This window comes from Lentzea flaviverrucosa (assembly GCF_003350445.1).
Taxonomy (GTDB): domain Bacteria; phylum Actinomycetota; class Actinomycetes; order Mycobacteriales; family Pseudonocardiaceae; genus Lentzea; species Lentzea californiensis.
The window spans coordinates 327,971-341,063 of the sequence record NZ_QQAU01000005.1; the positions used below are offsets into that span (position 1 = coordinate 327,971).

Sequence of the window (13,093 nt, forward strand, 5' to 3'; positions counted from 1 at the left end):
CCTGCCGGTGGTGCTGGTCGCGTCCGGCACCTACTCGTTCGACGACCTCTGCCCGCCGGTCCTGGCAGGCTGCGGCGGCAACGTGGTGGCCGCGGCGGGCAACGGCGGTTCCGGACGTCCGTGGTGGCCCGCCGCTCTGCCCTCGGTGACGGCGGTGGGCGCCTCGGCCTCCTTCTCGGGTCACGGGCCCTGGGTGGACGTCGTCGCGTCCGGGGTCGACGTGCCGGCCGCGGTCGGCGACTCCCAGCTGCTCTGCACCGGTACGTCGTTCGCCGCCGCCCTGCACGCCGCCACCCTCGTGCCGGTGCCGTAGCAGCTGAAGCCCAGGTGGGCGACGGCTCGCGCGGCCTCCGCGGGGTGGTCGGCGAGGCGGTGGACCTCGGCCATGGCCGCGCCGACCCGCGCGTCCGGCACCGGCAGCACGCTCGCGATCACCGCTCTGGTGCCGGCGTCGAGGAACGCGCGGGCGAGTCCGGACTCGCAGGCCGACAGGACGACGATCTCGGGCGGGTGCTCGATCCTCGCGACGTCGTAGCCGTAGAGCGGGCCGTCCCGCAGGTCCAGGTGGGAGAACAGCGGGTTGTCCGGGTGGACGTGCCCGTGCGCCGCGATGTGCACGATCCCGGCACCGTTCAACTGTGCCAGAGTTGATTCCACAGTGGACTCGACGATCGTGCCGCCGTGTTCCCGTTGCAGGGCGGGCACTTCGTCGTGGGACAGCCCGGGGCCGGTGACCCAGAGCCGGTGGCCACCTCGACCGGACGGCCTCCACCGGCTCAACGCCGGGATGACGTGAACTCGGCGGCCCAGCGCGGCCCACGGCATCTCGTCGAGCACCCCGTCGGGGATGACGACGACCTCCTCCGCGTCCGGCAGCAGGTCGGTGGTGACGGTGCGCCCGGCCCGCAGTGCGAGCTTCGCGGTGCGGACGAGTTCCGCGGGGTCGGGAACCACGCGCATCCGGGCCCGCCCGTCGACGAGCGTGACGGCCTTCATCTGTCCTTCGTGGACGATGAAGCTGACCAGGGGCAGTCCCGTCGGTGCCGTGCTCGTGCTCACGCTTCTCCTGGAGGCGAGGGTCAGCCTTCGGACGTTCCGCTCCAACGCCTCCAACGGCAGTCCGAACGCCTTCGCCCGGCGCAGGTCGGTGAGGGCCTGCGCGAGCCCAGGGTCGTTGTGAGGCAGGGGAACCGACGTTCGGTGGTGCTCCGACCAGTGCAGCACCTCGCGCGCCGTCCTGGCGAGGCCGAGCGCGTGCCCGGTCAGTTCGCGTCGCGGCCAGTCGCCGTGGTGCTCGTCGAGCACCTTCACACCCGCCCGGCACGCGGCCAGCGCGCCTCGCCGGTCAGAGCGCCTGGCCTGCGCGAGCCACCCGAGCGCCCGCGTCTGGGCAGGTCCGCGAAACCGGTGCGCCGCAACGGCGTCGAGCTTCCCGGCCGCCAGCATGAACTCGGCGTCCGTGCCGCCGAGCCGGATCGCGGGAGCGGGATCGCCGTCGCGCAACGCACAGCGCGCGCTCAGCACCGCCAGCTCGGGCACATGCCGATCGCACCGCCGCAGCAGCTCCATCGCGGGCGCCAGCACCCGTCGCGCGTCCGCCGTCAGCCCCGCCGCGAGCAGCGCCTCGGCCCTGTCGACGAGCGCCTCCGGCCGGCTCGCCGAGTCGAGACCGGCCTTCGCGGCCTCCTCGTACCTGCGCAGGGCCAGCGGCAGGTCGCCGGCGAGCATCGCGACGAACCCCCTGTTGTGCAGGCACATCGCCGCTCTGCCCGGCTCACCCAGCGCCCGCAGCACCGTCTCCGCCGCCCTGAAGTCGGCCTCGGCGGACGGCAGCCTGGTCGCGTGGCAACGAGCGATCCCGCGTCCGATCAGCGCGTTGGCCAGCCACCTCTCGTCGCCGTACCGGCGCAGCTCCCGGATGACCGCCGTGAGTTCGGCGATCGCCAGCCGCGGCTCGGCGTCCTGGCAGAGGTGCAACCCCCGCAGGCACCTGGCCCGAGCCAGTTCCCTGCCGTGCAGCCGAGGTGTCGCGAGGTCGAGGTGCTGGAGGCTCTGCTTGCGGCGGCCCCGGTCCAGCTCGATCCACGCGAGCGTGAGGTGGAACCGCGCCTCGCCGGTGAGCCGCAACCCGCGCCGGGCGAACCGCGCGGCGACGTCGAGGTGGCCGAGCTCGACGTGGGCGACGCTGAGGTCGTGCAGGGCGTCGGCACGCTGCACTTTGGTGCCCCGGACCTCGGTCGTCGCGATGGTGGCCCGCGGGTCGGCGCTCGCGCTCACGCGACGAACCAGCCGGTCGTGAGGCCCAGGCCGGGCACCGTCACGCACACCGGACCCGGCCTGACGGTCGCGCGGAACCAGCCCTCGGGATCGGGCCGCAGCGCCTGGACGCTGGACGGCGAATGGATCTCGACGGCGAGGCCGCTGTCGTCCAGCACGCCGGTCAGGTGGCCGGGGTCGAGCTGCAGGTGCAGGCGGCCGGTGCCGAGGTGGAACACGAGCTGGCGGGACGGGCCGCGCACCGGTTCGTCCACAGGGGCCATCGGTTCGAGACCCGTCGGGCGTGGTGCGAGGGCAGGTGGCGGGGTGTCCGAACTGAACAGGTCGGCGATCTCGTCGAGCAGCGAGTCCCTCATCGTGCACCTCCGGAATCGAGCAGCCTGTGGACAACTGGCCGGGGCTGGACATCGCTCACCGCAGGTCCCCCACCTTCCGCCGCAGGTCAGCGAGGCAACGACTGCGTGTGGAACCAACGCTCCCCAGGTTCATCCCCAGGGCGTCGGCAACCTGTGCATAACTCAGCTCAGGGCTGTGGGCAGCGATCCTCAGCAGCCGCTGGCAGCGTTCGTTCAAGGTCATCAGCGCGGACCACAGCCGACGCCGCCGATCGTGGGTGATCACGACCTCGTCAGGGCTCGGCAGAACGGACTCCGGCTCCCACAGGTCGTAGGAGACCTCGCGGCCACGCGTGCGCAGGACCGCTATCGACTGGCGCGTGGCGGTACGGACCAGCCAGGTCGCCAGGTGGTCCGGTTCTCGAAGCCGGGTGAGGTGTTCCGCCAGGCAGAGCCAGGTGCACTGGTAGACGTCGGCGGCGTCGGTCTGGCTCAGGCGGAACGATCTGGGCACCGACCAGACCAGGCGGGAGTAGCGGTCGACGAGGGCGTCCCAGCCGGAGAGACCGGAACGCCACGCCACGAGAACCTCAGTGTTCGAGTCCATGCCATTTGGAGTCGAACTCCGCAGCCGCGGCTCCCCACCTCACCCGAAAGTGGGTTGTCCACAGTTGTGGAAGAACTCATCCACACCTGTGGACAACTACAGCTTGTGGAGGCGCTCCACGGCTTCGTCGATCACGGCGTCCTGCTTGCAGAACGCGAACCGGATCAGGTGCTTCCACTGGTCGGGCCGGTCCGTGAACACCTGCACCGGCACGGCCGCGACGCCGATCCGGGCGGGCAGGTCACGGCACAGCGCCAGGCCGTCCGTGTAACCCAACGGCCGGACGTCAGCGCAGATGAAGTACGTGCCCTCGGACGAACGCACCTCGAACCCGGCCGCACGCAGACCCTCGGCCAGCCGAGCGCGCTTGGACGCCAGCGAGTCCCGCAGCCCCGTGACCCAGTCCAGTTCGGCGGTCAGGGCGTGCGCGACGGCGGGCTGGAACGGCGCACCGCCGACGAAGGTCATGAACTGCTTGGCCGCGCGCACCGCCGAGACCAGCTCGGCGGGTCCGCACACCCAGCCGATCTTCCAGCCGGTGCAGTTGAACGTCTTGCCTGCGCCGGAGATCGACAACGTCCGCGGCGCCATGCCCGGCAGCGAGGCCAGCGGGATGTGGACGAGCCCGTCGAACACCAGGTGCTCGTAGACCTCGTCCGTGATCGCCAGCAGGTCGTGCTCCACGCACAGTGCCGCGATCGCTTGGAGCTCCTCCAAGCGGAACACCGTGCCGGTCGGGTTGTGCGGCGTGTTGACCAGGACGGCCCGAGTCCGCGGCGTCACGGCCGCACGCAGGGCGTCGACGTCCAGCGCCAACCGGCCGGAGGCGTCCTCGCGCAGGCCGACGGTCACCCGGGTAGCGCCCGCCAGGGCCACGGAGGCGGCGTACGAGTCGTAGTACGGCTCGATCAGGATCACCTCGTCACCGGCCTCGACCAGCGCCAGCAACGAGGCCGCGATCGCCTCGGTGGCACCGACCGTCACCAGGACCTCGGTGTCCGGGTCGTAGGACAGGCCGTACCGCGAGCGGTGGGCGGCGACGGCGCGGCGCAGCACCGGCATGCCCGGCCCAGGCGGGTACTGGTTCACCCCCGACGCGATCGCCGACTGGGCGGCCTGCAGCATCGACGACGGACCATCGGTGTCGGGGAAGCCCTGACCGAGGTTGACGGCGTCGTGCTGCACGGCCAGCGCCGTCATCTCCGCGAAGATGGTCGACGTGAACGGCTGCAACCGGGGAACTAGCGCTGGTACCCGCACAACGCAGGATCTTCACCCGAATCGTGTGTTGAGGGAAGCCTGGCTCCCCTGGGTGTGAGAAATCTGCGCCGTCGCCGCACCCGAAAAGTGTGTCGTCGAACGTATGTTCTAGATTTGTCGGATGAAGGTCGTTGTCCAGGTTCGTTTGCTGCCGTGTGCTGAGCAGGCGGCAGCACTGGTTGCGACTCTGCGTGCGTGCAACGCAGCTGCGGACAATGCATCGAAAACGGCGTTCGAACGAGCCGTGAGTTCTCGCAACGATCTGCAGAAGTTGGTCTACGGAGACATGCGGGCTGCTGGGCTCGGAGCTCAAGCCGCAGTTCGGACCGTCAAGAAGGTCGTCGACGCATATTCGAGCGTGCACGCCAGAATCCGAATCGGCGGTCTGGTCGGCTCACGCAAGGCCAAGGCTGAAAGCAAGGCGATCCGGTTTCGGGAGGATGCGGCACAGCCATTCGACGACCGCATGCTCTCGTGGCGGTACGACGACAAGACGGTGTCGATCTGGACAGTCATGGGTCGCTTGAAGGGCGTCCCGTTCGCTGGGCATCCTGCGCAGCTCGCGACTCTCGTTGCACACCGGAAAGGTGAGTCCGACCTGGTGTTCCGTAGCGGCAAGTGGCTGCTGATCGCCACCTGCGAGGTGCCCGAAGCCGAGGTGCTTGCGCCGAACGACTGGATCGGCGTGGACCGCGGAATCGTCAACCTGGCCACCACGTCGGACGGCGAGAACTTCCAGGGCCGTCGATTGCAACGTTACCGGCGATGGCACGCGCGAAAGCGCGCCGAGCTGCAGGCCAAGGGCACCAGATCAGCAAGCCGTTGCCTGCGTCGGCGGGCTCGGCGAGAGCATCGCCATGTGACTCAGGTGAACCACGAGATCGCCAAGAAGATGGTGGCTGTCGCGCAACGCACCGGTCGCGGTATCGCTCTGGAGGATTTGAGCGGAATTCGTGACCGGGTACGGCCTCGCCGCGATCAGCGAGCTACCCACTCTTCCTGGCCTTTTCAGCAGCTTGGCGCGTTCATCGCATACAAGGCGAAGCGCGCCGGTGTCCCGGTGATCACTGTGGATGCCCGGTACACGTCGCAGATGTGCCCACGCTGCAGTCACGTAGCCCGCAACAACAGGCCCAATCGGGACTGGTTCTGCTGTCGTCAGTGCGGCCTCGCTGGGCCGTCCGACCACGTCGCCGGGATCAACGTGCGCGACCGTGCGCGCTCGGTGTGGGCACCTGTCAACGTGCCCGAACCTGCCGCCTGAGTGCGAACGGCGATGCGGCCTCGTCCATGACAGCCGGTGATGGATGAAAACGCGATCCGATCGGGAGCTGAACTGCTAGCTCAGCCCCTAGATCCGGAAGTTGACGGACAATGGCGTTGTGGAGCAACTGACCGCCGCTGACCAGCAGAAGCGCACCGACCTGCGCAAGATGAAGCTCGTCGCGACGAGCTTCCTGATAGGCGCGACGATCATCTTCTTCGGCACGCACGCCTTCGAGGGCGCCTGGGTGGGTTACGTGCGGGCCGCCGCGGAGGCCGGCATGGTCGGCGCGCTCGCCGACTGGTTCGCCGTCACGGCCCTTTTCCGCAGGCCACTGGGGTTGCCGATCCCGCACACCGCGATCATCCCCGAACGCAAGGCCGTGTTCGGCCAGACGCTCGGTGACTTCGTGGGCGTCAACTTCCTGAGCCCGGAGATCGTGCAGGACAAGCTGAGGAGGGCGGGCATCGCGGAACGCGCCGGTGCCTGGATCAAGCAGCCCGACAACGCCGAGCGGGTCACCAACGAGCTCTCGAACGTCCTCAAGGGCGCGATCACGGTCCTCAAGGACGAAGAGGTCCAGGCGGTCGTGGAGCAGGCGATCGTGAAGCGCGTCACGGCGAAGCCGTGGGGGCCGCCGCTCGGCAAGCTGCTGCAGCAGGTGCTGACCGACGGCGCGCACCACAAGCTCGTCGACCTCATGTGCGACCGCGCCTACGAGTGGGTGCGCGACAACTCCGACAAGGTCAGCCTCATCGTCACGGACCGTGCGCCCACCTGGTCGCCCAAGTTCGTCGACGCCCTGCTCGGCGACAAGGTCTACACCGAGCTGGTCAACTTCGCGTGGGCGGTCAAGACCGACGTCAACCACCCGATGCGCCTCGCCGTCGACCAGTTCCTGATCGAGTTCTCCGGTGACATGCAGACCGACGAGGCGACCATGCAGCGCGCCGAGCAGGTCAAGCAGCAGGTGATCGGGCACCCGGACGTCCAGAAGCTGATCAGCAGCGCTTGGGGCACGGCCAAGAAGATGCTGATCGATGCTGCCGAGGACCCGTCCAGCGAGCTGCGCAGGCGCGTCACCCAGGGCCTGATCACGCTCGGCACCAACCTCACGGACGACCCGGAGCTGCGGGCCAAGGTCGACGGCTGGCTGGAGCAGGCCGCTGGGTACGTGGTCGGCAACTACCGCGCGGAGATCACCACGCTGATCACGGACACGGTCGAGCGCTGGGACGCGGAGGAGACCTCGCGCAAGATCGAACTGCAGGTCGGCAGGGACCTGCAGTTCATCCGGATCAACGGCACCGTGGTCGGCGCGCTCGCCGGCCTGGTGATCTACACGGTGGCCAACGTGCTGTTCTGAGCTCTCGTGCGTTTTCGGAACGTGCGGGCCTTCTCGCGGTTCCCGCACACCTGCATCGAGCACCAGGTGCGCGATCGGTTGCGCGAGCGGTCGAAGAACGCACGCAGGCAGTCGTCGGCGGGACAGATCTTGAAGCGTTCCCACGAGCCCAGTACCGCGAGGCGGGCCGAAGCGGCGAGCACAGCGCCGAGCGCGTCCGAGCTCGACAGCACCGGGACGCCGTCGGTGAGCTCGATGTGGACGACGCCCGCTGCCGTCTGAGGCCCTGAGGACCCCTCGATGGACGACCGCAGCGCCGCACGAGCGGCGCGCGCCTGCGCTATTTCACTGCTCCGCCCGAGGCCGCGCTCGGTCACCCATGCGCGCCAGGAGGCTTCACTGTCCAGTACGTGTCGAGTGTTCAGGAAGTCGAGCAGCAGCTCGACGTCGTGATCCCAGCCGACAGTCAGACCAGTCACCCCACCACTGTAGGCGCCACGGCGGACGCCCGTCAGGCCGTCCGAGCAATACACTCGGTGTATACATCGTGTGTATAGTGCTCCTCATGTCGATCGGACACGCACTGTTGGGCCTGCTAGAGGGCGGTCCAAGGCACGGGTACGACCTGAAGCGCGCGTACGACGAGCGTTTCGGTCACGACCGGCCTCTGCACTACGGACAGGTGTATTCGACCCTGTCGAGACTGCTGAAGAACGGCTTCGTGAGCGACGCGGGCGTGGAGGCCGGCGACGGCCCGGAGCGCAAGCGGTACGCGATCACGGACGCCGGGGTGACTGATGTAGAACGCTGGCTCGGCACGCCGGAGAAGCCCGAGCCGTACCTGCAGAACACCCTCTACGCGAAGGTCGTGCTGGCCCTGCTGTCCGGCCGCAGCGCGACCGAGGTGCTCGACACCCAACGCTCCGCGCACCTCACCACGATGCGCGACCTGACCAGGCGCAAGACGGACGGCGACCTCGCCGACCAGCTCATCTGCGACTTCGCCCTGTTCCACCTCGAAGCGGACCTGCGGTGGCTCGAGCTGACCGCGGCCCGTCTGGACAAACTCGCCGAGGAGGTGGCCCGATGACCCTGCTCACCGCTGAGGGCCTCTACAAGTCGTTCGGGAAGACGAACGCGCTGGACGGTGCCGGCATCTCGATCCGCGAGGGCGAGGTCGTCGCGATCATGGGCCCGTCCGGGTCCGGCAAGTCCACCCTGCTGCACTGCCTCGCGGGCATCCTGCCGCCGGACTCCGGCACGGTCACCTACCGCGGCCGCGACCTGACCGGGATGAACGACGGCGCCCGCAGTGAGCTGCGGCGCACCGAGTTCGGGTTCGTCTTCCAGTTCGGCCAGCTCGTGCCGGAGCTCACCTGCCTGGAGAACGTCGCGCTGCCGTTGCGGCTGAGCGGCATGAAGCGCAGGGACGCCGAGCGCGCGTCGAAGGAGTGGATGGCCCGGCTGGAGGTCGACACCGTCGCCGACCAGCGACCCGGCGAGACCTCCGGTGGCCAGGGGCAACGGGTCGCGGTGGCCCGTGCGCTGGTCACGTCGCCGAAGGTGGTCTTCGCCGACGAACCGACCGGCGCACTCGACTCGCTCAACGGCGAGCGGGTGATGCACCTGCTCACGACCGCGGCCAGGGAGACCGGCGCGGCCGTCGTGCTGGTCACGCACGAACCGCGGGTCGCCGCGTACTCGGACCGCGAGGTCGTCGTGCGCGACGGCCGTTCACGGGACGTGGAGTTCGTCAGGTGAACCGGGTCCTGAGCGACCTCGCCCTGGGAGTCCGGCTGGCCGTCGGGGGCAGCCGGAAGTCCTGGGTGAGGCTCGCGCTCCAAGGCGTCGGCATCGGGATGTGCGTGGCGGTGCTGCTGCTCGCCGCGTCCATCCCGACCGCGTTCGGCAACCGCGACCAGCGGGGAGACGCCCGCAACGTCGTGGAGGAGGGCACCGGGGCGGCGCCGCTGCTGCTGGAGAACGGGTCGGTCGCGTACCGGTCCGACTTCGTCAGCGGCGCGTACGTGCGCGCCATGGTGGCGGACGCGCCCAAGCCGCCCGGAGTCGAGCGGCTGCCGGGGGACAACGAGATCATCGTGTCGCCACGGCTCGCGGACCTGCTGGCGAGCCCCGAGGGCGAACTGCTGCGGCCGAGGTTCCCGCAGAAGGTCATCGGCACGTTCGCGCCGCAGGGCATGGACGGGCCGCAGGACCTCAGGTTCCTCGCCGGGGACACGAAGATCCAGCGGAACGACGGCAACCAGGTCTACGCGTTCGGCCAGCAGTACGCCGGCGGTGGGCTGCCGACGATCCTGCTGATGCTCAGCATCGTCGGCGCTGTCGTGCTGCTGTTCCCCGTGCTGGTGTTCGTGAGCGTCGCGACCAGGCTGGCCGCCGCTCAGCGTGATCGCCGGCTGGCGGCGTTGCGGCTGGTCGGCGCTGGTGCGGCACGGGTGCGGCTGATCGCGTCCGGCGAGGCGCTGGCCGGTGCGGTGGCGGGGCTGGTCATCGGCTTCGGGCTGCTGTTCGCCATCAGGCCGCTCGCGGATGACATCCCCCTCCCCGAGGTGGCGGTGTTCCCGAGCGACCTCACGCCGACGTTGCCGTTGACGCTCGTCGTGGTGATCTCCGTGCCGGTTCTGGCCGTGCTGACCTCGGTGTTCGCCATGCGCCGCACGATCGTCGAACCGCTCGGCGTTGTTCGCGAGCAGAAACCGGTGAAACGCAGGCTGTGGTGGCGGGTCGTGCCCGCGCTGGGCGGCGCGGCGCTGCTGGCCAGCCAGTTCGGCAGGTTCGGCGGACAGGCCAAGCCGGAGGAGTGGCCGATCATCGCCGGTGTCGTCCTGCTGATGTTCGCCGTCCCGGCGTTGCTGCCGTGGCTGGTCGAACGGGCCGTTCACCGGATGAGCGGCGCCACGCCCGCGTTGCAGCTGGCCGTGCGCCGGTTGCAGCTCGACGCGGGTACGGCGGCACGGGTCGTCGGCGGCGTGGCGGTCGTGCTCGCGGGCACCGTGACGCTGCAGGTGATCCTCGCGGGCGTCGAGAACGACGTGAAGGCCGAGGACACGCGGTCGGCGAGCAGGAACTCCCTCACCATCTCGGTGAACGAGGCCACCCCGCTCCCGGAACTGCCGGACGTGCTGGCCAGGACACCGGGCGTGGTCGGAGTGCAGAGCCTTCTGCGCACCTGGGCGACAACACCCGACGACGGCCACACCACCATCGCGGTCGGAACGTGCGCCGCGCTCAAGACGGTGGTGGACCTCGCGGACTGCACGGACGGCAAGACCTACCTCGTGCCGACCGGCAACGGTCTCGGTGACCCCGAGGCCGGTGACGTCGTCAAGTTCGAGGAGACCGGCGCCACCTGGACGGTGCCGGCGTTCGAGCGCAGGACCGGTACCCGCCTCGGCCTCTTCGTCACCCCGGCCGCGGCCGGGAACCTCGACCTCACCCACACGTACGCCGAGATCCAGGCCGAGATGGACACGACGCGGCCGGACGTCGCGGAGCACGTGCGCAACGCCCTCGCGCCCTACTCGTGGCGGGTGTACACCGTCTTCTTCGGTCAGGAGAACTCGTCCGAGATCGAGCAGGTGTTCCTGGCGGTGCGCAGGGCGCTCTACGGGGCCGCGCTGCTCACGTTGCTGCTCGCAGGAGCGTCACTGCTGGTCGTGGGGCTGGAGCAGGTGCGGGAACGTCGCCGTCCGCTCGCGGCGATGGCGGCCGGCGGGGTGCCCCGCGGCACGCTCGCCCGGTCGCTGGTGTGGCAGAACGCGATCCCGCTGGTGATCTCCACGGTGGTGTCGGTGGGCACCGGCATCCTGCTCGGAGTGCTGGTCACGAGGGCGTTCGACGCCGAGGTCCACTACGACTGGGCCGGCATCGGCTTCGTCACCGGCATCTCGGTGGGGATGGTCGTGCTGGTCACCGCTCTGACGTTGCCCTCGCTGAGAAGGGCGACCGGCGCACTGGGCCTGCGGACCGAGTAGTCCTGGACGTCATCTCGTGCTCTGCCAGGCGGTCCTGCACCAGTCCGTGCCGGAACTGGTAGCAGGCTCCCGCCCGGCAGAGCACGCCGAGCTTGCGCGCGTCCTCCAGGAACACCATCAGCTCCCAGGGCAGCTTTCCGCGCAGTGCCAGCCAGATCCGGGCGACGGTGAACCACCACCAGCGCAGGTGCAGCACGGCCAGTGCGAACCCGAGCATCAGCCCGGACGCGAGTCCCAGCCCGACCATGCCGGTCTGGGCGGGGCCGAACACCAGCGCCGCGGCCGAGCCGAACACCACGGCCAGCACGAGAGATCCGGTCCAGACGGCGATCCGGTCGCGGGCCATCGTCCACTGAGGACTGGAGGCCTGCGACAGCTCGGCGGCGCTCGACAACGCGAACCGCAGCGCGATCGCGACGGCGAGTCCGAGCCCGACCACGAGTCCGGCGGAAAGTCCGTACAGGGCACCGAAGACGAGCCCGCCTGCGAGCCCGACGACCCCCGGCACGAGCAGCAGGCTGCGCCAGATCCCCAGGCGGGGCTTGGCTTTGCGTTCGTGGGACGCGGTCAGCGCGGCGGCGCCGACGGCGATGCCCGCGACCAGGCCGGTGATCGGGGCGAGCGACGGCGTGATCGAGTACGCCATCAGCCAGCCGACGCCGAACCCGCCGATCGCGCCCAGCGCCAGCGCGCCGAGCACGGCGAGCCACGTGTTGCCGACCGACCGGCGCAGCTCCCACCAGGCCAGTTCGCGGATGCCGCGGTCGCGCATCTCGTGGGCCAGGAACTCGAGCCACTTGCGCGCCCTGTCCCGCGGCCACACCTGCGTGGCGTTGGCGTGGTGCGCGAACGCCCTGTTGCCGAACGCGCGCGACACCAGTTCGTCGCAGAGGTGGTCGGAGATGGCCCGCGCGTCCGGGAAACGGCCGCGGTCGAGCAGTTCGGTCGGCTCCGCCTCGCTGTCGGCGTAGACCATGCTGGCGAGCCACATCGTGAGCGGCGTCGACAACGCGTCCGCGAGCCTGCCGTCCGGTTCCTCGCGCAGCTGGATGAACACCGGCTCCCAGCGCGCGGCACCCCAGCTGTCGGCGCTCGCGCGCAGGTAGGCGGCGACCTCGTCCAGGTCGAGCGGGGCCAGTTCGACGACGTCCGCGCCGGGCAGCGGGCCCGCGAGGTGGACGGCCTGCGCGAACTCGCCGGTGCGGCAGGTCAGCACCAGCGGGCGCTTGGCGGGGAACGCCTTGGCGATCCGCGCGAGGGCGTCCGCGCGCTGGTGCGCGGGGATGTCGTCGAGGCCGTCGAGCACGGGCAGGACCAGGTGCTGCTCGATCAGCAGGTCACCGGCGTAGCTGCCGTACAGCTCGGTGTTGCGCAACGCCGGGTGGTCCTCGTACAGCCTGCGCGTGAGCCACGTGCGGATGTCCTCGACCGCCGGGTTCCACGTCGACAGGGGCAGCAGCACCGGCACCATGCCGCCGTCGTAGCGGTCCAGCAGGCCGCACGTCAGCAGCATCGCGACCGTCGACTTGCCGGTGCCGGCCTCGCCGATGACCACCATGCGCCGGTTGATCTGCCGTTGGAACGCGCCCACCACCGCGTCGCTGCGTCCAGGGGGCGCGGCCGGCTCGTCGCTCACGTCCAGTTCGGGCGCGATCCAGTGCAGGTCGAGCAGGTCGGGGTCGGTGAGGCCGCGCGAGCGGACCTCCTCGTTCCACTGCGCCTGCAGGCCGACGGCGAGCGCGCGGCACGCGGCGTCGAGGTGCTCGTCGGTGCTCAGCTCGGCGTTGTGCCTGCGCCGCACCCACGGATCGAGCAGAGCCAGCAAGCCCAGGAACGCCACCGCGAGCACGATCAGCCACAGGTGCGCGTTGATGCCGTGGTCGGTCACGAACAGCCCGGCCGCGGTGAGGAGCGCGGTCAGCACGCAACCGGTCAGCAACGCCTGCTGACGGAATCTGGACATGCGTCGCATCATGACGCACCGCATCCGCGAGGGGTCGATTCAGTGAC

At 70.0% G+C, this 13,093-nt stretch carries 11 protein-coding genes; 5 read left to right on the forward strand and 6 right to left on the reverse strand.

The window, feature by feature from the left end:
• Positions 1-180: 180 nt before the first annotated feature.
• From DFR72_RS18360 to DFR72_RS18375, 4 genes are all read right to left on the reverse strand, one after another.
• The gene (locus tag DFR72_RS18360; RefSeq protein ID WP_114773711.1) at positions 181-2,277 is read right to left on the reverse strand and encodes a CHAT domain-containing protein; all 2,097 of its coding nucleotides are present in this window, start codon (positions 2,275-2,277) and stop codon (positions 181-183) included.
• Entirely contained in the window at positions 2,274-2,633 is a 360-nt protein-coding gene (locus DFR72_RS18365; RefSeq protein WP_114773712.1) for a hypothetical protein, read from the reverse strand. Before DFR72_RS18365 ends, DFR72_RS18360 begins: the two co-directional genes overlap by 4 nt.
• Positions 2,634-2,688: 55 nt before the next feature.
• Positions 2,689-3,219 (reverse strand): RNA polymerase sigma factor, encoded by a 531-nt coding sequence (locus DFR72_RS18370; protein ID WP_090066029.1) that lies wholly within the window; start codon positions 3,217-3,219, stop codon positions 2,689-2,691.
• Between the two features lie 96 nt (positions 3,220-3,315).
• Positions 3,316-4,479 carry a pyridoxal phosphate-dependent aminotransferase gene (locus DFR72_RS18375; protein WP_090066028.1) on the reverse strand — a complete coding sequence of 388 codons (1,164 nt, stop codon included), beginning with the start codon at positions 4,477-4,479 and terminating at the stop codon, positions 3,316-3,318.
• Between the two features lie 121 nt (positions 4,480-4,600).
• On the opposite strand from DFR72_RS18375, the gene DFR72_RS18380 reads away from it, so the two are divergent.
• Together DFR72_RS18380 and DFR72_RS18385 are read left to right on the forward strand one after the other, a co-directional pair.
• Entirely contained in the window at positions 4,601-5,743 is a 1,143-nt protein-coding gene (locus DFR72_RS18380) for an RNA-guided endonuclease InsQ/TnpB family protein (RefSeq protein WP_090066027.1), read from the forward strand.
• 118 nt (positions 5,744-5,861) lie between these two features.
• Positions 5,862-7,109, forward strand: a complete 1,248-nt coding sequence (locus DFR72_RS18385; protein WP_425459896.1) for a DUF445 domain-containing protein — start codon at positions 5,862-5,864, stop codon at positions 7,107-7,109.
• On the opposite strand, the gene DFR72_RS18390 is transcribed toward DFR72_RS18385, so the two are convergent.
• Entirely contained in the window at positions 7,082-7,567 is a 486-nt protein-coding gene (locus DFR72_RS18390) for a CGNR zinc finger domain-containing protein (RefSeq protein ID WP_245983119.1), read from the reverse strand. The genes DFR72_RS18385 and DFR72_RS18390 overlap by 28 nt on opposite strands.
• 86 nt (positions 7,568-7,653) lie before the next feature.
• Between DFR72_RS18390 and DFR72_RS18395 the strand changes: the two genes are divergently transcribed.
• From DFR72_RS18395 to DFR72_RS18405, 3 genes are read left to right on the forward strand one after another with little or no spacing between them, the layout of a single operon-like run.
• Positions 7,654-8,178 carry a PadR family transcriptional regulator gene (locus tag DFR72_RS18395; RefSeq protein ID WP_090066322.1) on the forward strand — a complete coding sequence of 175 codons (525 nt, stop codon included), beginning with the start codon at positions 7,654-7,656 and terminating at the stop codon, positions 8,176-8,178.
• Positions 8,175-8,849, forward strand: a complete 675-nt coding sequence (locus DFR72_RS18400; RefSeq protein WP_090066026.1) for an ABC transporter ATP-binding protein — start codon at positions 8,175-8,177, stop codon at positions 8,847-8,849. Before DFR72_RS18395 ends, DFR72_RS18400 begins: the two co-directional genes overlap by 4 nt.
• Complete coding sequence (locus DFR72_RS18405; RefSeq protein ID WP_090066025.1) at positions 8,846-11,083, forward strand: FtsX-like permease family protein; 2,238 nt, start codon at positions 8,846-8,848, stop codon at positions 11,081-11,083. The genes DFR72_RS18400 and DFR72_RS18405 overlap by 4 nt, the downstream gene beginning before the upstream one ends.
• Here DFR72_RS18405 and DFR72_RS18410 read toward each other — a convergent pair.
• Positions 11,019-13,046, reverse strand: coding sequence for an NACHT domain-containing protein (locus DFR72_RS18410; protein ID WP_245983121.1), 2,028 nt, complete (start codon positions 13,044-13,046; stop codon positions 11,019-11,021). The two genes, DFR72_RS18405 and DFR72_RS18410, sit on opposite strands and share 65 nt — an antisense overlap.
• Positions 13,047-13,093: the final 47 nt, after the last annotated feature.

What these genes read in the sequence shown, in the direction of transcription:
- DFR72_RS18395 (WP_090066322.1), top strand. Translation starts at nt 7,654, where the DNA reads ATGTCGATCGGACACGCACTGTTGGGCCTGCTAGAGGGCGGTCCAAGG.
- DFR72_RS18380 (WP_090066027.1), top strand. Translation starts at nt 4,601, where the DNA reads ATGAAGGTCGTTGTCCAGGTTCGTTTGCTGCCGTGTGCTGAGCAGGCG.
- DFR72_RS18370 (WP_090066029.1), bottom strand. Translation starts at nt 3,219, where the DNA reads ATGGACTCGAACACTGAGGTTCTCGTGGCGTGGCGTTCCGGTCTCTCC.
- DFR72_RS18410 (WP_245983121.1), bottom strand. Translation starts at nt 13,046, where the DNA reads ATGTCCAGATTCCGTCAGCAGGCGTTGCTGACCGGTTGCGTGCTGACC.
- DFR72_RS18365 (WP_114773712.1), bottom strand. Translation starts at nt 2,633, where the DNA reads ATGAGGGACTCGCTGCTCGACGAGATCGCCGACCTGTTCAGTTCGGAC.
- DFR72_RS18400 (WP_090066026.1), top strand. Translation starts at nt 8,175, where the DNA reads ATGACCCTGCTCACCGCTGAGGGCCTCTACAAGTCGTTCGGGAAGACG.